Origin of the sequence: Streptomyces sp. NBC_00582, assembly GCF_036345155.1 — a bacterium.
GTDB lineage: Bacteria > Actinomycetota > Actinomycetes > Streptomycetales > Streptomycetaceae > Streptomyces.
This window is the reverse complement of sequence record NZ_CP107772.1, coordinates 6895905-6919059: the sequence shown is the minus strand read 5'-3', so window position 1 is coordinate 6919059 and position 23155 is coordinate 6895905. Positions and strand designations below refer to the sequence as shown.

The following is a 23155-nucleotide window of genomic DNA, read 5'->3' as shown; positions in this document are numbered from 1 at the left end:
CCTGCGACCACTGTTACGTGTACGAGCACGCCGACCGGAGCTGGCGCGGCCGGCCCACGGTCATGGCACCGGACGTGATCGCGCGGACCGCCGGACGCATCGCCGAGCACGCCGCCGCCCACGGGCTGGAGACGATGCATGCCGGCTCGGCGGGGAACGGGCCTGGTGGAGTTACTCGGACGTGGACCTCGACGACGGTGACTTCGCCGAGATCGGCGCGTCGTTCGAGAGGAGCGGCGCGCCGGTCCGGGTCGGGCGGGTGGGCCGTACGACGGCCCGGTTGTTCGCCTTCAGGGATGCCGTCGACCATGCGGCGTGGTGGCTGCCGGTGCGTCGGCGCAGGTCCGGCGGCGGATAGGGACCGCTCAGGCCTGTGCGTCCTCGGGCAGGGTGACCAGCCAGCGGGTGTCGGGGCGGGGGCGCAGGTAGAGGGCCCAGTACAGGGTGGCGGCGGCGGTGATGCCGCCGGTCCACAGGAGGTAGCCCGTCTCCTGCTGCGTGAGGATGTAGGCGAGGACGGCGATGAGGAGGACCGGTACGGCGGGCCACAGGGGCATGCGCCAGGCGGGGGTGGCCTTGTGGTGGCCTCGGCGGGCGAGGAGGGCGGCGACCGCGACGAGGAGGTACATGCCGGTCACCGAGACACCGGTGACGCCGTACAGGGTGTCGAGGTTCACGAAGCAGAGGGCGGCGCCGGGGATGCCGACGGCGAGGGTGGCGACCCAGGGGGAGCCGAAGCGGCCGAGCCTGGCGAAGACCTGGTTGACCGGCTCGGGCCAGGCCTTGTCGCGGGCGGAGGCGAACAGGACGCGGGAGTTCTGGATGACCATCACGATGCCGGCGTTGATGATCGCCAGGGCCACGCAGAGGCTGACGAAGGTGCCGACGGCGGAGTTGGACCAGGCGGTGACCATCGAGCCGATGTCGCCGCCGGTCAGCTGGGCCAGGTCGGAGGCGCCGAAGGTGATGGCGACGACCGGGACCAGGATGATCACGGAGGAGATGGCGAGGGTGGCGAGGACCGTGCGGGCGACGTTGCGGCGCGGGTGCTCCAGCTCCTCGGAGAGGTAGACGGCGGTCGAGAAGCCCTGGGTGACGAAGAGGGCGATGGCGAGTCCGGAGACGACCAGCATGGCGGTGACGGTGTCGGTGCCGCCGTGGCCGTCCGCGACCTGCATCGAGACCAGGCTGCCCGCGCCCCGGTGGCCGTGCGCGAAGCCCAGGACGGCCACGACGGCCGCGGCGATGACCTCCAGGACCAGGAAGACGCCGGTGATCCAGGCGTTGGCCCGCAGGTCGAGGAGGCCGGCGAGGGTGGCCAGGAGCATGACGCCGGCGCCGGCGAGCGAGGGGTCGAGGTGGACGACCGGGGCGAGGTAGTCGGCGGTGCCCATCGCGATCACCGGCGGGACGATCATCACGACCAGCAGGGAGAGGACGAAGACGAGCCAGCCGGCGAGGCGTCCGGCCATCGTCGAGACCATGGCGTACTCGCCGCCCGCGCTGGGGATGAGGGTGCCCAGCTCGGAGTAGCAGAACGCCACGGCGATACAGAGCAGGGAGCCGATCGCGATGGTGAGGGCGGTCGCGGTGCCGAGCGAGCCGAAGAGGTCCGGGACGACCACGAAGAGGGTGGAGGCGGGGGTCACGCAGGACAGGGTGAGGAGGGTGCCGCCGACGACTCCGATGGAGCGCTTGAGCTTCTGGGGGCTGCCGGGCGCCTCGGGGAGGGCCGTCTCGGCAGGGCGGAGCGTGTCGGTCATGCGGCGGTTCCGATCGACTCGTTCAACAGATTGCGCTGCATCGAACCCCGACGAAACCAGCACGTCAATAGGTGTTTGCCTGCGAAATCCGTAGATCGAATACGGTTCGGGTTGCGTAAACAGCAGTCTTGGCCGCACATTCCGGTTTCCGGTGACGTACGGGAACCGTAGCGGGCGCGGCACAAAAAACGGGGCCGTCCGCGATGCGGACGGCCCCGGGAGCCGGCGTCAGTGGTTGCGCGGGAAGCCCAGGTCCACGCCCGCCGGGGCGTCGGCCGGGTCGGGCCAGCGGGTGGTGACGACCTTGCCGCGGGTGTAGAAGTGCGTGCCGTCGTTGCCGTAGATGTGGTGGTCGCCGAAGAGCGAGTCCTTCCAGCCGCCGAAGCTGTGGTAGCCGACGGGGACCGGGATCGGGACGTTCACGCCGACCATGCCGGCCTCGACCTCCAGCTGGAAGCGGCGGGCGGCGCCGCCGTCCCGGGTGAAGATCGCGGTGCCGTTGCCGAACGGGGAGCTGTTGATGAGGGCCACGCCCTCCTCGTACGTGTCCACGCGGAGCACGCACAGCACGGGGCCGAAGATCTCGTCCTGGTAGGCCTTTGCGGACGTCGGCACCTTGTCGAGCAGGGAGATGCCGATCCAGTGACCGTCCTCGAAGCCGTCCACCGTGAAGCCGGTGCCGTCGAGGACCACCTCGGCGCCCTCCGCCGCCGCGCCCGTGACGTACGAGGCCACCTTGTCGCGGTGCACCTTCGTGATCAGCGGGCCCATCTCGGAGGTGGGGTCGTTGCCGGGGCCGATCTTGATCTTCTCGGCGCGCTCGCGGATCTTCTCCACCAGCTCGTCGCCGATGGCGCCGACCGCGACCACGGCCGAGATCGCCATGCAGCGCTCGCCGGCCGAGCCGTAGGCGGCCGAGACGGCGGCGTCGGCGGCCGCGTCCAGGTCGGCGTCCGGCAGGACCAGCATGTGGTTCTTGGCGCCGCCCAGGGCCTGGACGCGCTTGTGGTTCGCGGAGGCCGTGGTGTGGATGTAGCGGGCGATCGGGGTCGAGCCGACGAAGGAGACGGCCTTGACGTCCGGGTGCTCCAGGAGGCGGTCGACCGCCACCTTGTCGCCGTGGACGACGTTGAAGACACCGTCCGGCAGACCGGCCTCGGCGAGCAGCTCGGCGATCTTGATGGATGCCGAGGGGTCCTTCTCGGACGGCTTGAGCACGAAGGTGTTGCCGGTCGCGATGGCGATCGGGAACATCCACATCGGGACCATCGCGGGGAAGTTGAACGGCGTGATGCCGGCGACCACACCCAGCGGCTGGCGGATGGAGGAGACGTCCACCCGGCTCGCGACCTGCGTGGACAGCTCACCCTTCAGCTGCACGTTGATGCCGCAGGCCAGGTCCACGATCTCCAGGCCGCGGGCGACCTCACCGAGCGCGTCGCTGTGCACCTTGCCGTGCTCGGCGGTGATCAGCTCGGCGATGGCGTCACGGTTGGCGTCCAGCAGGGCACGGAAGCGGAACAGGATCTCCGTGCGCCTGGCCAGCGAGGACTGGCCCCAGGAGACGTAGGCGTCCTTGGCGGCCGCGACCGCGGCGTCGACCTCGTCGACCGTCGCGAACGCGACCTTGGTGGTGACCGCGCCGGTCGCCGGGTCCGTGACCGGACCGAACGTGCCCGACGCGCCTTCGACGGTCTTGCCGCCGATCCAGTGGTTGACGATCTTCGTCATGACCGAGTACTCCTTCACAGATGGCGGCGTCGGGTGGAGACGTGCCGTTCGTACAGCTCTCGAGCCTTCACCGCGGACGGTCGGGTCGCGGTCTCGGCGACAGGTACATCCCACCAGGCCTGCGCGGGCGGCGGGCCCGACACAGTGTCGGCCGTTTCGGTCTCCACGTAGACACAAGTGGGAGTGTCGGCGGCGCGCGCCTCGGCGAGGGCCTCGCGCAGCTCGCGGACGGTTTTCGCGCGCAGGACGCGCATGCCGAGGCTCGCCACGTTGGCGGCCAGGTCGACGGGGAGCGGCGCACCCGTGAAGGTGCCGTCCTCCGAGGTGAAGCGGTAGGCGGTGCCGAACCGCTCGCCGCCGACGGACTCCGAGAGCCCGCCGATCGAGGCGTAGCCGTGGTTCTGCACGAGCAGGATCTTGATCGCGATCCCCTCCTGCACGGCCGTCACGATCTCCGTCGGCATCATCAGATACGTGCCGTCGCCGACCAGCGCCCAGACGTTCCGCTCGGGCGCGGCCATCTTCACTCCGATGGCCGCGGGGATCTCGTAGCCCATGCAGGAGTAGCCGTACTCCAGGTGGTACTGGTCCCGGGAGCGGGCCCGCCACAGCTTGTGCAGATCGCCGGGGAGCGAACCGGCCGCGTTGATGATCACGTCCGACTCGTCGGCGAGGGCGTCGAGCGCGCCGAGGACCTGCGGCTGCGTCGGGCGCACGTCGGGCTCGTCGGCCTCGTAGCAGGCGTCGACGCGCTGCTCCCAGCGCTCCTTGTCCTCCGTGTACTCGGCGACGTACGCGTCCGCGACGCGGTGGCCGTGCATCTGGAGGGCCTCGGTCAGCTCCTGGAGGCCGCTGCGGGCGTCCGCGATCAGCGGGGTGCCGGAGAGCTTGTGGCCGTCGAAGGAGGCGATGTTGAGGTTGAGGAAGCGGACGCCGTCGCCCTGGAACAGGGTGTTGGAGGCGGTCGTGAAGTCGGTGTAGCGGGTGCCGACGCCGATGACCAGGTCCGCGGTGCGGGCGAGTTCGTCGGCGGTCGCGGTGCCGGTGTGGCCGACGCCGCCCACGTCCTGGGGGTGGTCGTAGCGCAGGGAACCCTTGCCGGCCTGGGTGGAGGAGACCGGGATGCCGGTGGCCTCGGCGAACTCGGCGAGGGCCTCCTCGGCGCGGCTGTGGTGGACACCGCCGCCCGCGACGATCAGCGGGCGCCGCGCCGAGCGGATCACCCGGACCGCCTCGGCGAGCTCGGTCGGGTCGGCGCCCGGTCGTCGGACGACCCAGGTGCGCTCGGCGAAGAACTCGTCCGGCCAGTCGTACGCCTCGGCCTGGACGTCCTGCGGCATGGCGAGGGTGACCGCGCCCGTCTCCACCGGGTCGGTGAGCACCCGCATGGCCTGCAGGGCGGCCGGGATCAGGGCCTCCGGGCGGGTGACCCGGTCGAAGTACTTCGACACCGGGCGCAGCGAGTCGTTGACCGACACGTCGCCCGCGTACGGCACCTCGAGCTGCTGGAGCACCGGGTCGGCGACGCGGGTCGCGAAGATGTCGCCGGGCAGCAGCAGGACCGGGAGGTGGTTGACGGTGGCCAGGGCGGCGCCGGTGACCAGGTTGGTCGCGCCGGGGCCGATGGACGTCGTCACCGCGTGGGTGGAGAGCCGGTTCGACTGGCGGGCGTAGCCGACCGCCGCGTGCACCATGGACTGCTCGTTGCGGCCCTGGTGGAACGGCATGTCGTCGCCGTACTCGATCAGCGCCTGGCCGAGCCCTGCCACGTTGCCGTGGCCGAAGATGCCCCAGGTGGCGGAGATCAGCCGCTGCCGGTGGCCGTCGCGTTCGGTGTACTGGGCGGCGAGGAAGCGGACGAGCGCCTGGGCGACCGTAAGCCTGGTGGTCATCGGTAACCCTCCGTGTGGTCCGGGTGGAAGCAGATCCGCCACTCGCGGGTCTCTCCCGGGCCTGCCATGACGTTCAGGTAGTACATGGCGTGGCCGGGCTGGGCGATCGACGGGCCGTGCCACCCGTCGGGGACGAGGACGGCGTCACCGGAACGGACCTCGGCGAGCACGTCGGAGCCGCCCTCGCGGGAGGGGGACACGCGCTGGTAGCCGAAGCCGTGCGGGCCGTCGATCTCGAAGTAGTAGATCTCCTCGAGCTCGGCCTCCTCGCCCGGCCGGTGCTCGTCGTGCTTGTGCGGCGGGTACGAGGACCAGTTGCCGCCGGGGGTGATCACCTCGACGGCGATCAGCTTGTCGCAGTCGAAGGCGTCGGCGGAGGCGAAGTTGCGGACGTGCCGCGACTGGGTGCCGCTGCCGCGCTCTTCGACGGGAACCTCCGGCGCGGGGCCGTAGCGGGCGGGGAGTTGTCGCTCGCACTTCGCTCCTGCCAGGGCGAAGCGGCCTCCCGCGCCGGAGGCGATCGTGACCCGGGCGTCGCGGGGAACGTACGCGAAGTCGGTGACCGACGCGAACACGCTTTCCCTGCCCAGGAGTTGGAACTCGTTCTCGTCTGTTTGCACGGTACATCCGCCTTCGAGCGGAAGCACGATCCACTCGCTGTCACCGGTGGTGAGCGTGTGGCTGCCGCCCGGTTCCAGTGCGATGATCCGCAGACTGCTGTAGGTCCAGCCGGCCCGCTCGGGGTCGATGGCGAGGACGTGGTCGGCGTCGGCGGTGGTGCCCTTCGGCACGTACAGGTCGTTGCTCATGCGGCCCTCACAGCAGTCCTACGGCGGTGTCCACGGCGGCGGCGACGTCCCCGTCCGCCGGGTACAGCAGCGAACGGCCGACCACCAGGCCCCGGACGGTGGGGAGTTGCAGCGCCCCGCGCCACTTCTCGTACGCCCCGTCCTGGTCGTCCCCCACCTCGCCGCCGAGGAGGACGGCGGGGAGGGTGGAGGTCGCCATGACCTCGGCCATGTCGTCGGGGTTGTCGGTGACCGGGACCTTCAGCCAGGTGTAGGCGGAGCTGCCGCCCAGGCCGGAGGCGATGGCGATCGACTTGGTGACGGCCTCGGCGGAGAGGTCGTTGGCGACCTTGCCCTCGGGGGTGCGCCGGCTGAGGAACGGCTCGACGAACAGGGGCAGTCCGCGGGCCGCCATGTCGTCGATGGCGCGGGCGGTGGTCTCCATGGTGGTGAGGGAGCCCGGGTCGTCGTAGTCGATGCGCAGGAGGAGTTTCCCGGCGTCGAAGTTCAGCCGCTCGATGTCCTGGGCGCGGTGGCCGGTGAAGCGGTCGTCCAGCTCGAACACCGAGCCCTGCAGACCGCCCCGGTTCATCGAGCCCATGACGACCTTGCCGTCGAGGGCGCCGAGCAGGAGCAGGTCGTCGAGGATGTCGGCGGTGGCGAGGACACCGTCCACGCCGGGCCGGGACAGCGCCAGGATCAGGCGTTCCAGCAGGTCGACGCGGTTGGCCATGGCGAGCTTGTCGCCGCCGACGCCGAGCGCGCCCCGGGCGGGGTGGTCGGCGGCGACGATCATCAGCCGGCCGTTGTCGCCCAGCAGGGGCCTGCGGGGGCGGCGGGCGGCGGCCTCGGCGACCGCTTCGGGGCGCTCGGCGCGCAGCCGGACGAGTTCGGAGACGTCGACGCTCACAGGACGGCACCCGCCTCGACGGCCGCCTCGATCTCGTCGACGGTCGGCATCGCGGAGGAGCACTCCAGCCGGGAGGCGACGATCGCGCCGGCCGCGTTGGCGTGCCGCATGACCTGCTCCAGGTCCCAGTCGGCGAGCAGTCCGTGGCAGAGGGAGCCGCCGAAGGCGTCTCCGGCGCCGAGGCCGTTGAGGACGTTCACCGGAAGCGGCGGGACCTCGGCGGAGTCGCCGTCGCGGTGGACGGCGAGGACACCCTTGGGGCCCTGCTTGACGACGGCCAGCTCGACGCCCGCGTCCAGCAGCGCCTGGGCGGCGGCCCGCGGTTCGCGGACCCCGGTGGCGACCTCCACCTCGTCGAGGTTGCCGACGGCGACGGTGGTGTGCTTGAGGGCCTCGGCGTAGAAGGGGCGGGCCGCGTCCGGGTCGGTCCAGAACATGGGGCGCCAGTCGAGGTCGAAGACCGTGGTGCCGGCCTTGGCGCGGTGCGCGAGGGCGGCGAGGGTCGCCGTGCGGCTGGGCTCCTCGCTCAGGCCGGTACCGGTGATCCAGAAGATGCCGGCGTCGCGGATGGCGTCGAGGTCCAGTTCGTGGGCGTCGATCTCCAGGTCCGGGGCCTTGGGCCTGCGGTAGAAGTACAGCGGGAAGTCGTCCGGCGGGAAGACCTCGCAGAAGGTGATCGGCGTCTGGAGGCCCGGCACCGGGGTGACGTAGCGGTCGTCGACGCCGAAGCCGCGCAGGGCCTCGTGGAGGTAGGTGCCGAAGGGGTCGTCGCCGGTACGGGTGATCACGGCGGTGGACCGGCCGAGGCGGGCCGCGGCGACCGCGACGTTGGACGCCGAGCCGCCGAGGAACTTCCCGAAGGACGTGACCTGCGGGAGCGGCACACCCGTCTGCAGCGGATAGAGGTCCACCCCGATCCGCCCCATGGTGATCAGGTCGTACGCCATCGAGTTCGCGTTCCCTTCGTGTCGCCCGGGTCCGGTCGAACCCGGCCCCGTGTCGGCTCTCCACGGCTTTGTAGTCCCGCCCGCGCCACCCTGTCAATAGTTTGTCCAGACATTCGGACCAGGCCTTGACACCCCCGAGGTGAGCCCGCACGCTGGCGCCCATGACGTCGTTGTCACCTCAGTCATCGCAATCCTCACTTTCCCGTATCCGGATCGGATCGGCCCCCGACAGCTGGGGTGTCTGGTTCCCGGACGACCCGGTCCAGGTCCCCTGGCAGCGCTTCCTCGACGAGGTCTCGCAGTCCGGCTACGAGTGGATCGAACTCGGCCCCTACGGCTATCTGCCGACCGACCCGGCCGTCCTCACCGAGGAGACCGCCAGGCGTGGCCTGAAGGTGTCCGCCGGCACGGTCTTCACCGGGCTCCACCACGGCGAGGCCGTGTGGGACAAGACGTGGGCGCATGTCGCGGACAACGCGGTGCTCGCCCAGGCGATGGGGGCCAAGCACCTCGTCGTCATCCCGTCCTTCTGGCGCGACGACAAGACCGGCCAGGTCCTGGAGCCCGACACCCTCACGCCCGAGCAGTGGCGCAATCTCACCTCGCTGACCGAGCGGCTCGGCAAGGAGGTGCGGGAGCGGTACGGGCTGCAGATCGTCGTCCATCCGCACGCCGACACCCACATCGACAGCGAGGAGAACGTCGTCCGGTTCCTGGACGGCACCGACTCCGACCTCGTGTCGCTGTGCCTGGACACCGGGCACTACGCGTACTGCGGCGGGGACAGCGTCAAGCTGATCGAGACGTACGGCGAGCGGATCGGGTACCTCCACCTGAAGCAGGTGGACCCGGAGATCCTGGCCGACGTGAAGGCCAAGGGGACGCCGTTCGGACCGGCGGTGGCTCAGGGTGTGATGTGCGAGCCGCCCGCGGGTGTGCCGGCGCTGGGGCCCGTCCTGGAGGCGGCGGGGAAGCTGGACGTGGACCTGTTCGCGATCGTGGAGCAGGACATGTACCCCTGCGAGCCGGACGCTCCGCTGCCGATCGCGCAGCGTACGCGGGCGTTTCTCCGGTCGTGCGGGGCGTAGCCGTCGCCTACCGGAGGGGGCGGGTTCTGCACGACCGCGCGTGCGGGGTGCATGTGGCTTGTCGCGCCACGCGGCGGAGCCGCATATCGATACAGCCCCGCACCCCTTAACGGCACCGCCCCGACGTAGGACCATGGGTGCCCATGACTGGTGGTGCCGTACGCGTCTCGTCCGGACAAGGGGCCGGAGGGTCATGGGAGTTCGCCACTGGCGCTCCGCATCCTCGGTTACGGCCCGGCGTGATGAGCTATCGCGGGATCAGGCTCGCCATGTCACGGCCCCGGAGGCGGCTCGAAACGCCCATCGGGGCCTCGACCCTGCTGCTGGGGTTCGATCAGCCCGTTCGGATATCCCGTGCGGGGCGGGATCCGGACACCCTCGTGTCGGTGTACTGCGGGCCCACCACCACACCCGCCGTCGGGGAGCACGGGGGGCGGGTGTCGGGGGTCGAGGTGTTGTTGACGCCCTGGGCCGCGTTCACCTTGTTCGGTACGCCGCAGCACGAGCTCGTCGACCGGACCGTCGACCCCGACGACCTGCCGCACTCCCTCGCCACCCCCTTGCGGGACCTCGCCGCCGCGCTGGCCGCGCTGCCCGGCTGGGCGGAACGGTTCGGGCTGCTGGACGAGGTGTTCGCGCGCTGGTGGGAGGCGGGGGTGCCGAGTTCGGAGCGGGTGGTGCGGGCCTGGTCGCTGCTCGTGCGGACGGGGGGTGCGATACCGGTGCCACGGCTGGCCGAGGAGGTCGGCTGGAGCGTACGGCACCTGGAGAGCCGCTTCCGGGAGCAGATCGGGCTGGGCCCGAAGGCCGCGGCACGGGTGCTGCGGCTGCAACGCGCCCGCCGGCTCCTGGCGGACGGCCGCAGCGCCGCCGAGACCGCCGCGTTGTGCGGGTTCTACGACCAGGCCCATCTCAGCGGTGAGTTCAAGGCGATGACGGGCTGTACGCCGAGGGAGTTCACGCAGGCCAGACGGGCTCCGGTGGCGGTGTCCCCGGCGGCGGACCGGATGAGCGGGGAGGCGACCAGCCTGGTGCTGCCGGCCCGGCCGGGCGATTGGTCCGGACCGGGTGCGCATTTTTCCAAGACCCGGCGGGTTGGCTGAATACAGGCTGGGGTCCTGCCAGTTGATCCGGTTGCACGGGGGGATGGCGGGGAACAGGGCGGGGCGGTGCCTGTCGCAGCGGGCCCGGTCCGCCCCTGTCGAGGGCCCCCGGGGGGTCGGCGCCCCGGGGGCCTTTGTCGACGCGCCGCTCCCGCAGACCCCTCACGGATCTCCGCGCGTCCCCGCGTTGCTCTGCGTCACATCTGTCACAAAGACCTCCCTTCTGTGATACATGTCCCGCTTACGCGGGTCTTGTGTCACACACGGTCCACAGCCGCGGTCGCACGGTCACTCTGCGTCGTTCACCGGGCACAGGCTTGATGATCGCCAGCGCAGCGCCGGGCTCCCCCGGGCGGCCTCCCGGCCGCCACCCCGGCGCGCGCGGGGAGGTGCACCTCATGACCGACCGAAGGCTGTGGTCCTACAAGGAGATCGCGGCGCACATCAAGGTGCAGCCGGACACCGTGCGGTCCTACCGCAAGCACGGGCTGCTCCCCCCGCCCGACCGAGTCGAGGGCGGCAAACCGTACTGGTACGCCGCCACCGTCCACGCCTGGGTGGCGTCCCGGCCGGGCAACCGCGGACGCCGATCCGACTGACCTGCGCCTGCGCGCCCCTCAGCGCCACGGCTCGATGACGGTGACCCCGGACCCGGGCGCCGTCCCCATCGCGGCGAGCGCCTGCGGTACGGCGTCCAGGGTGATCGTCGAGGTGACCAGGAGGTCGGGCCGCAGAACGCCGGCCCGGACCGCCTCCAGCATCGCGGGATAGGTGTGCGCGGCCATGCCGTGACTGCCCAGGAGCTCCAGCTCCAGAGCGATGGCACGGGCCAGCGGGACGGGGGTCGTGCCCTCGGGTGAGGGCAGCAGCCCGACCTGGATGTGACGGCCCCGGCGGCGCAGTCCGTTCACCGAGGCCGCGCAGGTGGCCGGGGAGCCGAGGGCGTCGAGGGAGAGATGGGCGCCGCCGCCGGTGAGGTCACGCACCGCCGCCGCCGTGTCCGGGGTCTCTCTCCCGTCCACGCACTCCGTCGCTCCGAACGTCCGCGCCAGCTCCAGCGCCCTGGGCGACACGTCCACCGCCACGACCCGCGCCCCGCTCGCCGCCGCGATCATCACCGCGGACAGACCGACCCCGCCGCAGCCGTGCACCGCCACCCACTCCCCCGCCGCGACCCGGCCCTGCTGCACGACCGCCCGGAACGCGGTGGCGAACCGGCAGCCCAGGGAGGCGGCGGTGCCGTAGGACAGATCGTCCGGGATCGCGACCAGGTTCACGTCGGCGTGGTCCAGGGCCACGTACTGGGCGAAGGAACCCCAGTGGGTGAAGCCGGGCTGGGTCTGGCGCTCGCACACCTGGTGGTCGCCGGCCGCGCAGGACGGGCAGCTTCCGCAGCCGCAGACGAAGGGGACGGTGACCCGGTCGCCGGGGCGCCAGCGGGTGACGCCGGCGCCGGTCTCCTCGACGGTTCCGGCCAGTTCATGGCCGGGGACGTGCGGGAGGGCGATGTCGGGGTCGTGGCCCATCCAGCCGTGCCAGTCGCTTCGGCAGAGGCCGGTGGCTTCCACCCGTACGACGACTCCGTGCGGGGCCGGGCGGGGGTCGGGTACCTCGCGTACCTCAGCGGGTTCGCTGTATCTCTCGAAGACCACCGCTTGCATTCGGGCTCCCGTCGCCGTGTTCGTCTGCGGGTACATCGTGGCCGGTCGGGTGGTTCCCCGCGCCTCTGGGTGGGTGATCGCCTCCTTCGCCGAGTCCGAACCGGTCGTGGAACCTGCGCAGCGGCGCCGGTGCCCACCAGGTCGCTCGGCCGGTCAGGCGCATGATGGCCGGGACCAGGAGGCTGCGGACCACCATCGCGTCCATCAGGACCGCCAGGGCGATGCCCAGGCCGAGCATCTTGGTGTTGGTGACCCGGGAGGTGCCTATCGCGACCATCACCACGGCCAGGATCACCGCCGCCGCCGTGATCAGGCCGCCCGTGCGCTGCAGGCCGAGGCGGACCGCGTGCTCGTGGTCGCCGGTCGCGTCGTACTCCTCCTTGATGCGGGAGAGCAGGAACACGCCGTAGTCCATGGAGAGACCGAAGGCCACGCAGAACATCAGGACCGGCAGGGTGGTCTCGATGGAGCCGGGGCTGGTGAAGCCGAGCAGGCCGGAGAGGTGGCCGTCCTGGAAGACCCAGACCACCGCGCCGAACATCGCCGTCAGGCTGAGCGCGTTGAGCAGCACCGCCTGGAGCGGGATCAGCACACTGCCCGTGAGGAGGAAGACCAGCAACAGGGTGACGACGGCGACGAAGGCTCCCGCCCAGGGCAGTTGGGCGCCTATCGCGTGCTTGGAGTCGACCAGGACCGCCGCCGTGCCGGTGACCTTGGTGTCGAAGGGGGCCTTCAGGGCGCGCAGATCCTTGACGAGTTTCTGCGCCTCGTCGTCCACGGCCTCACCCCTGGGCTGCACCGTGAAGTACGCCGAGTCGCCGTTCACCAGCGGGCCGTCGACCCGGACCGCCTCCGGCAGCGCGGCGATCCGCTCCTTGTAGGCCGTGTACTGCGCCGGGGTCGCCTTCCCCTCGGCGAGTACCTCCAGGCCGCCGCCGGGGCTGCCCGGGAAGCCGTCCCTGATGTGCTGCTGCACGATGTGGGACTCGGCGGAGGAGGGGAGCTGACGGTCGTCGGCCGTGCCGAACCTCACGCCCAGGAAGGGCAGGCCGAGGAGGACGAGGACGGCCGTGGTCGCCAGGGCGAAGAAGGGGGCGCGTCGCATGACCAGGTCCGCCGCGCGGGCCCAGGCCGTGCCGCCGTCGGTGGTGCGCCCGCTCGCGCCCCTGCCTTCGTCGGGAGCCGTGTCGTCGGCTCCCGACGGCTTCGGCTTCCCGCGGAACGCCCGTCGCAGGTCCAGGGCGTTGACCCGGTCGCCCAGCAGGACGAGGGCCGCCGGGAGCAGGATGAGGGCGGCCGCGGCGGCCAGCAGGACGACCGCCATGCCGGCGTAGGCGAAGGAGCGCAGGAAGTACTGGGGGAAGACCAGCATCGCCGCGAGGGACACGGCGACCGTGAGCGCGGAGAACAGGACCGTGCGGCCGGCCGTGCGCAGCGTGGTGCCGATCGCGGTGAGCGGGGCGGCGCCGGTGGAGAGTTCCTCGCGGAAGCGGCGGACGATGAACAGGGCGTAGTCGATGGCGAGGCCGAGCCCGAGCGCCGTGGTGAGGTTCATCGCGAAGACGGAGACGTCGGTGAAGGCGGTCAGACCGCTGAGGATCGCGTTGGTCCCGAGGATCGCGACGATGCCGATGCCGAGCGGCAGCAGGGCGGCGATCGCGCTGCCGAAGACCATCACCAGCAGCACCAGGGTGATCGGCAGGGCGATCATCTCCGCGCGGGTCAGGTCCTCCTGGATGGTCGTCTGCATCTCGTGCCGCACGGCGACGATGCCGCCGATCCTGACCCGCACCGGCCCCCGCTCGCCCCGGAAGGAGGGGGCGACACGGTCGAGGGTCTCGCCCATGGTCTTCTCGTCGCCCGTGATGCGCGCCGCGATCAGCGCCTCGTGACCGTCCTTCGCGCGCAGGGCCGGGGACCGGCTGTCCCAATAGGAGCCGACGCCCACGATCCCCTTCTCGGCGGTGAGCCGCGCGGTCAGCCGGGCGGCCTCGGCCCGGACCGCCGGGTCGTCCACCGAGGCCGTGCCCGAGTCGACGAGCAGCAGCAGATTGGGCTGGGAGGCGGGGAACTCGCGCTCCAGCGCCTTCGTCGCGTACGTGGACTGTGCGTCCGGGTCCTCCCAGCCGCCGCTGCCCAGCCGGTCGGCGACCCCGCCGCCGGCCAGCACCGCGAGCAGGGTGAGCACCAGGGCCGCGAGGAGCGTCAGCCTGGGGCGGGCGGTCACGAAGCGGGTCCACCCTCCGGGACGGGGTGGGCTGTTGACTTCGGTCATCGTGCGGTGTCCCCTTCACCCTGCAAGCAGTCGTGAAAACCGTAGAATTGAAAACACGAGAGAGTGCTCGCGTTTCTGGTCCCAGAATGCGAGCGACCTCTCGTGTTTGTCAACAGCGTCCGAAGAGCTGGGGATAACCGCGTGCCCGAGAACCAGGCGAAGGAACAGCCGCGCCGCCGTCAGGCGCGCGGGGAGCGGCGCATCGCGCAGCTGCTGGAGGCCGCGGCCACCGTGTTCACCACCACCGGCTACACCGCCGCCAGCACCAACGCGATCGCCCGTGAGGCCGGCGTCTCCCCCGGCACGCTGTACCAGTTCTTCCCGAACAAGGAAGCGATCGCCATCGAGCTGGGCGACCGGCTCATGCACCAGATGCGGGAGGCCTACGGCGAGGCGCTCGCCCCGGTCGACCCGGCCACTCCGCTGGAGGAGGCGGTCGGCGCGGCCGTCGACCGGTTCATCGCCTTCAACTGCGACCACCCGGTGTTCTTCGCCCTGATGCACGGCCCCGACATCCCCGGCCTCATCAGCGAGGAGCACGACGCGCTCCACGCGACGCTGCTCGCCCGTATCGAGGGGCTGCTCGCATCGCTCCTGCCCGACGCCCCGCCCGCCGACCTCACCCGCACCGCCCACATGTGCCTCGGCCTGTACAAGGCGGGCCTGGAGCTGGTCCTCGGCCATGAGGGCGCCGAGCGCGAGGCGTACGTCCAGGAGCTGAAGAGCGTCCTGATCCGCTACCTCCAGCCACTGGTCGGCGACCGCCTCGGCCGGACCCCCGCGACCACCCCCACCTCGTAGCCCCCCGGACGACCGTCCCGGACTGCGGGCCGGGACATACCTACATAAAGTGCCGGTAAATCCGCTCCGGGTGATCACCCCGCCCGGAGGACCCTTGACGACGAGGGGATTTGCCGTGACCCACTCTCCGCCGCCCGGCGCTCCCCGGGCGCGCATCCCCGGACCGCAGCAACCCCCTCCGTCGTCCCCGCGGATCCGGCCCGGGCTGTGGAAGCGCTGCCTGGGCGGCGGGCTGCTGCTGTGGGCGCTCACCGCACTGGTCACCTACGCCACGGCCGACACCACCCTGCTGCCGACCCTGATCCTGCTCGGCAGTTTCCTCGTCCCGGTCTCCTTCGTGCTGTGGGCGTACGAGCGGCACGGCCGCAACCTGGGCGTCGGCCTGATCCTGGGCTGCTTCCTGACCGGCGGCACGCTGGGGGTGCTGGGCGCTTCGGCGATGGAGTCCCATCTGCTGCACCCCTCGCTGTGGATGTTCGTCGGCGTGGGGCTGATCGAGGAGGCGGCGAAGCTCGGCGCGCTGATGTTCGTGCTGCGCCGGCAGACCCGGCTGCGCGGGCTGCGGGCGGGGGTGGTGCTGGGCGCGGCCGTCGGCTTCGGCTTCGCGGCCCTGGAGAGCGCCGGATACGCCTTCGACGCGGCCGTCTCGACCGTCGGCGTCGATCTCGGCGCGCTGCTCGAGACCGAGATCCTGCGCGGTGTGCTCGCCCCGCTCGGACACGGGCTGTGGACGGCGGTCGCGGGTGGGGTCCTCCTGGAGTACCGGCGGCCGAACGGGCGCTTCCCGTTCGCCGCGCCCGTCGTCGGCACGTATGCCGGCGTCGCGCTGCTGCACGCTCTGTGGGACTCCACACACGGGATCGCGATCTGGCTGGTGGCCCGCATGACCGCCGGCGGTCTGGACAGGCGGCTCTTCGCCGAGGGGTACCTGCCCCGGCCGACCACGGAACAGCAGCATCTGTTCACGCTGTTCTCGGTCGGCGGAACGGCGCTGGTGGCCCTGTTCGGGGTGGCCTGGGTGCGCTCGCTGGCACGCCAGGACCCTTCTTGGAGAAATACCCCCTAGGGGTATAGTGTGGGGTTACTGGGAGACCTCTCTGGTCCCCCTCGGCCCCATCCGCCTCCCCTAGGAGAACGACATGACCGCTCAGACCGACACCGCGGGCTCCGTCACCACCGTCTACCAGGTGACCGGCATGAGCTGCGGCCACTGTGAGGGCGCCGTCTCCGGCGAGATCTCGGAACTGCCCGGGGTCACCTCGGTCAAGGCGGTCGCCGCCACCGGCGAGGTGACCGTCGTCTCCGCGACCGACCTCGACGACGAGGCCGTCCGCGCGGCCGTCGACGAGGCCGGTTTCGAGCTGGCCGGCCGGGCCTGACCGGACCACCCCCACGACCATGACGAGCAGCACCGCCACCGAAGCGCCGATAGCCGCCCCGACCACCGAGGTCGAACTGCTGATCGGCGGGATGACCTGCGCCTCCTGCGCGTCCCGCGTGGAGAGGAAACTCAACCGGATGGACGGCGTGACCGCGACGGTCAACTACGCCACCGAGAAGGCCAAGGTCAGCTATCCCCCGGGGACCGAGGTAGCCGATCTGATCGCGACCGTCGTCAAGACGGGGTACACCGCCGAGGAACCCGTCCGCGCCGAGCCCGAACCGGCGGACGACGGCGAGGACCCCGAACTCTCGGCCCTGCGGCACCGGCTCCTCGTCTCCGTCCTCCTCTCGGCGCCCGTCGTGCTGCTCGCGATGGTCCCGTCGCTCCAGTTCGACTTCTGGCAGTGGCTCTCGCTGACGCTCGCCGCGCCCGTCGTCGTCTGGGGGGCCTGGCCGATCCACCGGGCCGCCTGGACGAACCTGCGGCACGGCACCGCGACCATGGACACGCTCGTCTCCGTGGGCACGCTGGCCGCCTTCGGCTGGTCGCTGTGGGCGCTGTTCCTCGGGGACGCGGGCATGCCCGGTATGCGGCACCCGTTCGAGCTCACCGTCTCCCGCACGGACGGCGCCTCCGCGATCTATCTCGAGGTCGCCGCCGGAGTCACCGCGTTCATCCTGCTCGGCCGCTATCTGGAGGCCCGCTCCAAGCGGCAGGCGGGGGCGGCGCTCAGGGCGCTGATGGAGCTGGGCGCCAAGGACGTCTCCGTGCTGCGCGACGGGCGGGAGACCCGGATCCCGGCCGACCGGCTGGCGGTGGGGGACCGGTTCGTCGTACGGCCCGGGGAGAAGATCGCCACCGACGGCACGGTCGTCGAGGGCGTCTCGGCGGTCGACGCGTCGATGCTGACCGGTGAGTCCGTCCCGGTGGACGTCGGACCGGGCGGCCTCGTCACCGGCGCGACCGTGAACGCCGGCGGGCGGCTCGTCGTCGAGGCGACCCGGGTCGGCGCCGACACCCGGCTCGCCCGGATGGCACGGCTCGTCGAGGACGCGCAGAACGGCAAGGCCGAGGTGCAGCGGCTCACCGACCGGATCGCGGGGGTGTTCGTGCCCGTGGTGCTGGTCATCGCGACCGCCACCTTCGGCGGCTGGCTCGGCGCCACCGGGGACACCGTCGCCGCGTTCACCGCGGCCGTCGCCGTGCTGATCATCGCCTGCCCGTGCGCGCTCGGCCTCGCCACCCCCACGGCCCTCCTCGTCGGCACCGGGCGCGGCGCCCAGCTCGGCATCCTCATCAAGGGACCCGAGGTCCTGGAGTCCACCCGCCGCGTCGACACCGTCGTCCTCGACAAGACCGGCACCGTCACCACCGGCCGGATGACCCTCCAGGACGTCCATGTCGCGGACGGCACGGACGAGACCGAACTGCTGCGGCTCGCGGGCGCCCTGGAGCACGCCTCCGAGCACCCGGTCGCCCGTGCGGTGGCCGCGGGCGCCGAGGAGCGGACCGGGGAACCGCCCCTGGCCGCCGAACACTTCGAGAACGTGCCCGGGCGGGGCGTACGAGGGCGCGTGGAGGGGCGCGAGGTGGCCGTGGGGCGGCTCTTCGAGGACCTTCCGCGGGAGCTGGCCCGCGCCAAGGACGAGGCCGAGCGGGGCGGTCGTACGGCCGTCGTCGTCGGCTGGGACGGACAGGCGCGCGGGATCCTCGTGGTCGCCGACGCGATCAAGGAGACCAGCGCCGAGGCGGTACGGGAACTGCGCGCGCTGGGGCTCACCCCGGTGCTGCTGACCGGCGACAACCGGGCGGTGGCCGAGGCGGTCGCGGAGGCCGTCGGGATCGACGAGGTGATCGCCGAGGTGCTGCCCGAGGACAAGGTCGACGTCGTACGGCGGCTGCAGGGCGAGGGGCGGGTCGTCGCGATGGTCGGCGACGGCGTCAACGACGCGGCCGCCCTCGCCACCGCCGATCTGGGGCTGGCCATGGGCACCGGGACGGACGCGGCGATCGAGGCGAGCGATCTGACGCTGGTGCGCGGGGACCTGCGGGTGGCGGCGGACGCCATCCGGCTGTCCCGGCGGACCCTCGCCACGATCAAGGGAAATCTCGTATGGGCGTTCGGATACAACGTGGCCGCGCTGCCGCTGGCCGCCGCCGGACTGCTCAACCCGATGATCGCGGGGGCGACGATGGCCTTCTCCTCGGTGTTCGTCGTGACGAACAGTCTCAGGTTGCGCACCTTTGACTGAGACCCCCTGGAGTCCTGCGCGAGCCTCACATAAGCTCTTCACAAGGCTCGCGCATCATCCTTACGCTTGGGCCTCGCTCGCTGTATCCGGGCTCTTGCGCATCTAACGGACATATGCAAGAGACACAGATCACAGTGATGTGAACGTAACCACCGAAGGGGTTCGAAGGTCTAAGTTGACGGTGTCGGAAAGCGTCTTGGGGGGCGCGGACCGGCATCTGGGGAATGTCTTGGGGGACTTCCTCAGAGATGCGTTGCCGGGGCACGTACACCGGGAAGCTTTGAGCGGCCCTCCCAGCGTGCGCGTCCCGGCAGATCGCACATGCGGTAGTACGGCGAGTTCTGCTCGTTGTGCTCAACCGTAGGCACGACAACCGCACAACAACCGCACATCGACACAGCGAATTCAGGCGCTGTCCTCTGAAACGCCCGGCCGGATCCCGTGGGGGGAATCCGCACCGGGACATGGGAAGGCGCCCTGGTCGTCGGCCCGTGGGGGGACTGACGTCAGGGCGCCTTCCGCTTTGCCTGTGCAGTGCCTGTGCGGGCGGCTTGGGTTTGCCTGTGCGGGCGGCTTGGGCTGACTTCGGGTGCGGGTACGCGGTGGCTGGTCGCGCAATACCCCGCGCCCCTGACGCAGGACCAGTCGCGCCACCCAAGGGGCGCGGGGAACTGCGCGAACGGCCCCCACGCACCCGCACATGACGGACGAACCGGCGGCGGGGAACCCTGCGGCCCCCCGCCGGAGGCGTCAGCGCTCTTCGACCGGCACGAAGTCGCGCTCGACCACGCCGGTGTAGATCTGGCGGGGGCGACCGATGCGGGAGCCGGGCTCCTTGATCATCTCGTGCCACTGGGCGATCCAGCCCGGAAGGCGGCCGAGGGCGAACAGCACCGTGAACATCTCGGTCGGGAAGCCCATCGCGCGGTAGATCAGACCCGTGTAGAAGTCCACGTTCGGGTACAGGTTGCGCGAGACGAAGTAGTCGTCGGAGAGCGCGTGCTCCTCGAGCTTCAGGGCGATGTCCAGCAGCTCGTCGGACTTGCCGAGCGCCGAGAGGACATCGTGCGCCGCCGCCTTGATGATCTTGGCGCGCGGGTCGAAGGACTTGTACACCCGGTGGCCGAAGCCCATCAGGCGGACGCCGTCCTCCTTGTTCTTCACCTTGGAGATGAAGGAGTCGACATCGCCGCCGCCCGCCTGGATGCCCTCGAGCATCTCCAGCACGGACTGGTTGGCGCCGCCGTGCAGCGGGCCCCAGAGGGCGTTGATGCCGGCCGAGATGGAGGCGAACATGTTCGCCTGGGACGAGCCGACGAGGCGGACCGTGGAGGTCGAACAGTTCTGCTCGTGGTCCGCGTGCAGGATGAGGAGCTTGTCCAGGGCGGAGACGACGACCGGGTCCAGCTCGTACTCCTGCGCCGGGACCGAGAAGGTCATCCGCAGGAAGTTCTCGACGTAACCGAGGTCGTTGCGCGGGTAGACGAACGGGTGACCGATCGACTTCTTGTACGCGTACGCGGCGATCGTCGGAAGCTTGGCGAGCAGACGGATCGTGGAGAGGTTGCGCTGCTTCTCGTCGAACGGGTTGTGGCTGTCCTGGTAGAAGGTGGACAGCGCGGAGACCACCGAGGACAGCATCGCCATCGGGTGGGCGTCGCGCGGGAAGCCCTTGTAGAAGTTCTTGACGTCCTCGTGCAGCAGGGTGTGCTGCGTGATGTCGTTCTTGAAGACGCTCAGCTCGTCGACCGTCGGCAGCTCGCCGTTGATCAGCAGGTAGGCGACCTCCAGGAAGGTCGACCGCTCCGCGAGCTGCTCGATCGGGTAGCCGCGGTACCGGAGGATGCCCTGCTCGCCGTCGAGGTACGTGATGGCGGATTTATAGGCGGCGGTGTTGCCGTAGCCGCTGTCCAGGGTCACCAGACCGGTCTGGGCGCGGAGCTTCCCGATGTCGAAGCCCTTGTCGCCGACGGTGCTGTCGATCACCGGGTAGGTGTACTCGCCGTCGCCGTACCGCAGTACTACAGAGTTGTCGCTCACGTCATCCCTCACCGACGTTGTGCCTCTTCTTCGAGGTTGCCCTGACTGTCTCCACCCTCCCCCATTTGGCGCAGGAGAGTGCACTCGGGGTCGACCATTGGGCTTATCGACGGCACTCAGTGCCGCCAACTTGCTCATACTGCCGCCTTCGTCACGGTGGGGGAAGTGCTCTGTGACCTTTGCGACTCATTTGATCGATCATTTTTTGTGATGCGTTCGAGAACGGCACGGTCACCGGCCCGCAAGCCGGAAATCGAGGGCCGTACAGCGGCGGCCCGCCGAGACCGTGCGCACCGCCTGGCCGATCGCCTTGCGCGAGCCGACGAGGACGACGAGACGCTTCGCGCGGGTGACGGCCGTATACAACAGGTTCCGCTGGAGCATCATCCATGCTCCCGTGGTGACGGGGATCACCACGGCGGGATATTCACTTCCCTGTGAACGGTGGATCGTCACCGCGTACGCGTGGGCCAGTTCGTCCAGTTCGTCGAACTCGTAGGGAACCTCCTCGTCCTCGTCCGTCAGTACCGTGAGGCGCTGGTCGACCGGATCGAGCGAGGTGACCACGCCCACGGTGCCGTTGAAGACACCGTTCTTCCCCTTCTCGTAATTGTTGCGGATCTGCGTGACCTTGTCGCCGACACGGAAGACCCGGCCGCCGAACCGCTTCTCCGCCAGGTCGGGCCGGCCGGGGGTGATGGCCTGCTGGAGCAGGCCGTTGAGCGTGCCGGCGCCGGCCGGGCCGCGGTGCATGGGCGCGAGCACCTGCACGTCCCGGCGCGGGTCCAGGCCGAACTTCGCCGGGATACGGCGGGCGGCCACGTCCACGGTGAGCCGGCCGGCCTCCTCGGTGTCGTCCTCGACGAACAGGAAGAAGTCCTTCATGCCGTCGGTCACCGGATGCTGCCCGGCGTTGATCCGGTGGGCGTTCGTCACCACGCCGGACTGCTGGGCCTGACGGAACACGCGCGTGAGGCGCACGGCCGGGACCGGGCTGTCGTCGGCGAGCAGATCGCGCAGCACCTCGCCCGCACCGACGCTCGGGAGCTGGTCGACGTCCCCGACGAACAGCAGGTGGGCGCCCGGCGGCACGGCCTTCACCAGCTTGTTGGCCAGGAGCAGATCCAGCATCGACGCCTCGTCGACGACGACCAGGTCGGCGTCGAGCGGGCGGTCCCGGTCGTAGGCCGCGTCGCCGCCGGGCTTGAGCTCCAGCAGCCGGTGGACCGTGGACGCCTCGGCGCCCGTCAGCTCGGCCAGGCGCTTGGCGGCGCGGCCGGTGGGCGCGGCCAGCACCACCTTGGCCTTCTTGGCGCGGGCCAGCTCCACGATCGAGCGCACGGTGAAGGACTTGCCGCAGCCGGGGCCGCCGGTGAGCACGGCGACCTTCTCGGTCAGCGCGAGCCGCACGGCCGCCTCCTGCTCGGGCGCGAGATCGGCGCCGGTACGGCCCTTCAGCCAGCCCAGCGCCTTCTCCCACGCCACCTCGTGGAATCCGGGCATCCGGTCCTCCTCCGTGCGCAGCAGGCGCAGCACCTGGGCGGAGAGGGAGAGTTCGGCGCGGTGGAAGGGAACGAGATAGACCGCGGTGACCTCCTCGCCGTGCTCACCGGGCACCTTCTCCCGTACGACGCCCGACTCGCCGGTGTCCTCGTCCGGCAGGGCCAGTTCGGCCAGGCACTCGATGACCAGGCCGGTGTCGACCTGGAGCAGCTTGACCGCGTCGGCGATCAGCCGCTCCTCGGGGAGATAGCAGTGGCCCTGGTCGGCGGACTGGGACAGCGCGTACTGCAGACCCGCCTTCACGCGCTCCGGGCTGTCGTGCGGGATGCCGACCGACTGGGCGATCTTGTCGGCGGTGAGGAAGCCGATGCCCCAGACGTCGGCGGCCAGCCGGTACGGCTGATTCTTCACGACGGAGATCGACGCGTCGCCGTACTTCTTGTAGATCCGGACCGCGATGGAGGTGGACACCTCGACGGTCTGGAGGAACAGCATGACCTCCTTGATCGCCTTCTGCTCCTCCCAGGCGTCGGCGATCTTCTTCGTGCGCTTCGGGCCGAGGCCGGGGACCTCGATCAGGCGCTTCGGCTCCTCCTCGATGACCGTCAGGGTGTCGACGCCGAAGTGCTGGGTGATGCGGTCGGCGAAGACCGGGCCGATGCCCTTGACCAGGCCGGATCCCAGGTAGCGGCGGATGCCCTGGACGGTGGCCGGCAGGACGGTGGTGTAGTTCTCCACGGTGAACTGCTTGCCGTACTGCGGATGCGAGCCCCAGCGGCCCTCCATCCGCAGCGACTCGCCGACCTGGGCGCCGAGCAGCGCGCCCACGACGGTGAGCAGATCGCCGGCGCCCCGGCCGGTGTCGACCCGGGCCACCGTGTAGCCGTTCTCCTCGTTGGCGTACGTGATGCGTTCGAGCACGCCTTCCAGCGTCGCGAGCCGCCGCTCCCCCGCCGGGGAGGCCCCCGCCTGATCGGTCATGGTCCGACGGTACCGCCCGGCACCGACATTGCCGTG

General features: G+C 70.9%; 18 protein-coding genes. 8 read left to right on the top strand and 10 right to left on the bottom strand.

Going from position 1 to position 23155, the window contains the following annotated elements; genetic code table 11:
- The first annotated feature begins 181 nt into the window (after window positions 1-181).
- A complete protein-coding gene (locus OG852_RS31230; protein ID WP_330349674.1) occupies window positions 182-358 on the top strand; it encodes an AAC(3) family N-acetyltransferase in 177 nt (58 codons plus the stop codon).
- 7 nt (window positions 359-365) lie between these two features.
- On the opposite strand, the gene OG852_RS31225 is transcribed toward OG852_RS31230, so the two are convergent.
- The 6 genes from OG852_RS31225 to iolC form a co-directional block, all read right to left on the bottom strand.
- The gene (locus OG852_RS31225; protein WP_330349673.1) at window positions 366-1763 is read right to left on the bottom strand and encodes an APC family permease; all 1398 of its coding nucleotides are present in this window, start codon (window positions 1761-1763) and stop codon (window positions 366-368) included.
- 228 nt (window positions 1764-1991) lie between these two features.
- Window positions 1992-3494 carry a CoA-acylating methylmalonate-semialdehyde dehydrogenase gene (gene mmsA / locus OG852_RS31220; protein ID WP_133911382.1) on the bottom strand — a complete coding sequence of 501 codons (1503 nt, stop codon included), beginning with the start codon at window positions 3492-3494 and terminating at the stop codon, window positions 1992-1994.
- 14 nt (window positions 3495-3508) lie between these two features.
- Complete coding sequence (gene iolD, locus OG852_RS31215) at window positions 3509-5386, bottom strand: 3D-(3,5/4)-trihydroxycyclohexane-1,2-dione acylhydrolase (decyclizing) (protein WP_133911381.1); 1878 nt, start codon at window positions 5384-5386, stop codon at window positions 3509-3511.
- A complete protein-coding gene (iolB, locus tag OG852_RS31210; protein ID WP_330349672.1) occupies window positions 5383-6195 on the bottom strand; it encodes a 5-deoxy-glucuronate isomerase in 813 nt (270 codons plus the stop codon). The genes iolD and iolB overlap by 4 nt, the downstream gene beginning before the upstream one ends.
- Before the next feature lie 7 nt (window positions 6196-6202).
- A complete protein-coding gene (locus OG852_RS31205; protein WP_133911379.1) occupies window positions 6203-7084 on the bottom strand; it encodes a Cgl0159 family (beta/alpha)8-fold protein in 882 nt (293 codons plus the stop codon).
- Window positions 7081-8031, bottom strand: a complete 951-nt coding sequence (iolC, locus tag OG852_RS31200; protein WP_133911378.1) for a 5-dehydro-2-deoxygluconokinase — start codon at window positions 8029-8031, stop codon at window positions 7081-7083. Before iolC ends, OG852_RS31205 begins: the two co-directional genes overlap by 4 nt.
- Before the next feature lie 161 nt (window positions 8032-8192).
- Between iolC and OG852_RS31195 the strand changes: the two genes are divergently transcribed.
- The 3 genes from OG852_RS31195 (at window position 8193) to OG852_RS31185 (ending at window position 10821) form a co-directional block, all read left to right on the top strand.
- Window positions 8193-9119, top strand: a complete 927-nt coding sequence (locus OG852_RS31195; protein WP_330349671.1) for a sugar phosphate isomerase/epimerase family protein — start codon at window positions 8193-8195, stop codon at window positions 9117-9119.
- 269 nt (window positions 9120-9388) lie between these two features.
- Window positions 9389-10222 (top strand): helix-turn-helix domain-containing protein, encoded by an 834-nt coding sequence (locus OG852_RS31190; RefSeq protein WP_133911376.1) that lies wholly within the window; start codon window positions 9389-9391, stop codon window positions 10220-10222.
- Window positions 10223-10620: 398 nt separating this feature from the next.
- The gene (locus tag OG852_RS31185) at window positions 10621-10821 is read left to right on the top strand and encodes a helix-turn-helix transcriptional regulator (RefSeq protein WP_133911375.1); all 201 of its coding nucleotides are present in this window, start codon (window positions 10621-10623) and stop codon (window positions 10819-10821) included.
- 18 nt (window positions 10822-10839) lie between these two features.
- Here the strand turns inward: OG852_RS31185 and OG852_RS31180 are convergent, their stop codons facing one another.
- Window positions 10840-11883 carry a zinc-dependent alcohol dehydrogenase family protein gene (locus OG852_RS31180; protein WP_133911374.1) on the bottom strand — a complete coding sequence of 348 codons (1044 nt, stop codon included), beginning with the start codon at window positions 11881-11883 and terminating at the stop codon, window positions 10840-10842.
- On the bottom strand, window positions 11843-14158 hold the full coding sequence (locus OG852_RS31175; RefSeq protein ID WP_330349670.1) for an MMPL family transporter: 2316 nt from the start codon (window positions 14156-14158) through the stop codon (window positions 11843-11845). Before OG852_RS31175 ends, OG852_RS31180 begins: the two co-directional genes overlap by 41 nt.
- Window positions 14159-14299: 141 nt before the next feature.
- Between OG852_RS31175 and OG852_RS31170 the strand changes: the two genes are divergently transcribed.
- The 4 genes from OG852_RS31170 (at window position 14300) to OG852_RS31155 (ending at window position 18595) form a co-directional block, all read left to right on the top strand.
- Window positions 14300-14959 (top strand): TetR/AcrR family transcriptional regulator, encoded by a 660-nt coding sequence (locus OG852_RS31170; protein WP_133911372.1) that lies wholly within the window; start codon window positions 14300-14302, stop codon window positions 14957-14959.
- Between the two features lie 115 nt (window positions 14960-15074).
- Window positions 15075-16025: a PrsW family intramembrane metalloprotease gene (locus OG852_RS31165; RefSeq protein ID WP_330349669.1), complete on the top strand. Its 951-nt coding sequence runs from the start codon at window positions 15075-15077 to the stop codon at window positions 16023-16025.
- Between the two features lie 73 nt (window positions 16026-16098).
- A complete protein-coding gene (locus tag OG852_RS31160) occupies window positions 16099-16338 on the top strand; it encodes a heavy-metal-associated domain-containing protein (protein ID WP_133911370.1) in 240 nt (79 codons plus the stop codon).
- A 19-nt stretch (window positions 16339-16357) separates the two neighbouring features.
- On the top strand, window positions 16358-18595 hold the full coding sequence (locus OG852_RS31155; RefSeq protein ID WP_330349668.1) for a heavy metal translocating P-type ATPase: 2238 nt from the start codon (window positions 16358-16360) through the stop codon (window positions 18593-18595).
- A 750-nt stretch (window positions 18596-19345) separates the two neighbouring features.
- On the opposite strand, the gene OG852_RS31150 is transcribed toward OG852_RS31155, so the two are convergent.
- Together OG852_RS31150 and recD2 are read right to left on the bottom strand one after the other, a co-directional pair.
- Window positions 19346-20635 carry a citrate synthase gene (locus OG852_RS31150; protein ID WP_133911368.1) on the bottom strand — a complete coding sequence of 430 codons (1290 nt, stop codon included), beginning with the start codon at window positions 20633-20635 and terminating at the stop codon, window positions 19346-19348.
- Window positions 20636-20866: 231 nt separating this feature from the next.
- Window positions 20867-23119 (bottom strand): SF1B family DNA helicase RecD2, encoded by a 2253-nt coding sequence (recD2, locus tag OG852_RS31145; RefSeq protein WP_133911367.1) that lies wholly within the window; start codon window positions 23117-23119, stop codon window positions 20867-20869.
- Window positions 23120-23155: the final 36 nt, after the last annotated feature.

Coding starts and splice junctions, on each gene's coding strand:
- OG852_RS31195 (WP_330349671.1), top strand. CDS start 8,193: ATGACGTCGTTGTCACCTCAGTCATCGCAATCCTCACTTTCCCGTATC.
- OG852_RS31185 (WP_133911375.1), top strand. CDS start 10,621: ATGACCGACCGAAGGCTGTGGTCCTACAAGGAGATCGCGGCGCACATC.
- OG852_RS31160 (WP_133911370.1), top strand. CDS start 16,099: ATGACCGCTCAGACCGACACCGCGGGCTCCGTCACCACCGTCTACCAG.
- iolC (WP_133911378.1), bottom strand. CDS start 8,031: ATGGCGTACGACCTGATCACCATGGGGCGGATCGGGGTGGACCTCTAT.
- OG852_RS31180 (WP_133911374.1), bottom strand. CDS start 11,883: ATGCAAGCGGTGGTCTTCGAGAGATACAGCGAACCCGCTGAGGTACGC.
- iolD (WP_133911381.1), bottom strand. CDS start 5,386: ATGACCACCAGGCTTACGGTCGCCCAGGCGCTCGTCCGCTTCCTCGCC.
- mmsA (WP_133911382.1), bottom strand. CDS start 3,494: ATGACGAAGATCGTCAACCACTGGATCGGCGGCAAGACCGTCGAAGGC.
- OG852_RS31225 (WP_330349673.1), bottom strand. CDS start 1,763: ATGACCGACACGCTCCGCCCTGCCGAGACGGCCCTCCCCGAGGCGCCC.
- OG852_RS31155 (WP_330349668.1), top strand. CDS start 16,358: ATGACGAGCAGCACCGCCACCGAAGCGCCGATAGCCGCCCCGACCACC.
- iolB (WP_330349672.1), bottom strand. CDS start 6,195: ATGAGCAACGACCTGTACGTGCCGAAGGGCACCACCGCCGACGCCGAC.
- OG852_RS31175 (WP_330349670.1), bottom strand. CDS start 14,158: ATGACCGAAGTCAACAGCCCACCCCGTCCCGGAGGGTGGACCCGCTTC.
- recD2 (WP_133911367.1), bottom strand. CDS start 23,119: ATGACCGATCAGGCGGGGGCCTCCCCGGCGGGGGAGCGGCGGCTCGCG.
- OG852_RS31190 (WP_133911376.1), top strand. CDS start 9,389: ATGTCACGGCCCCGGAGGCGGCTCGAAACGCCCATCGGGGCCTCGACC.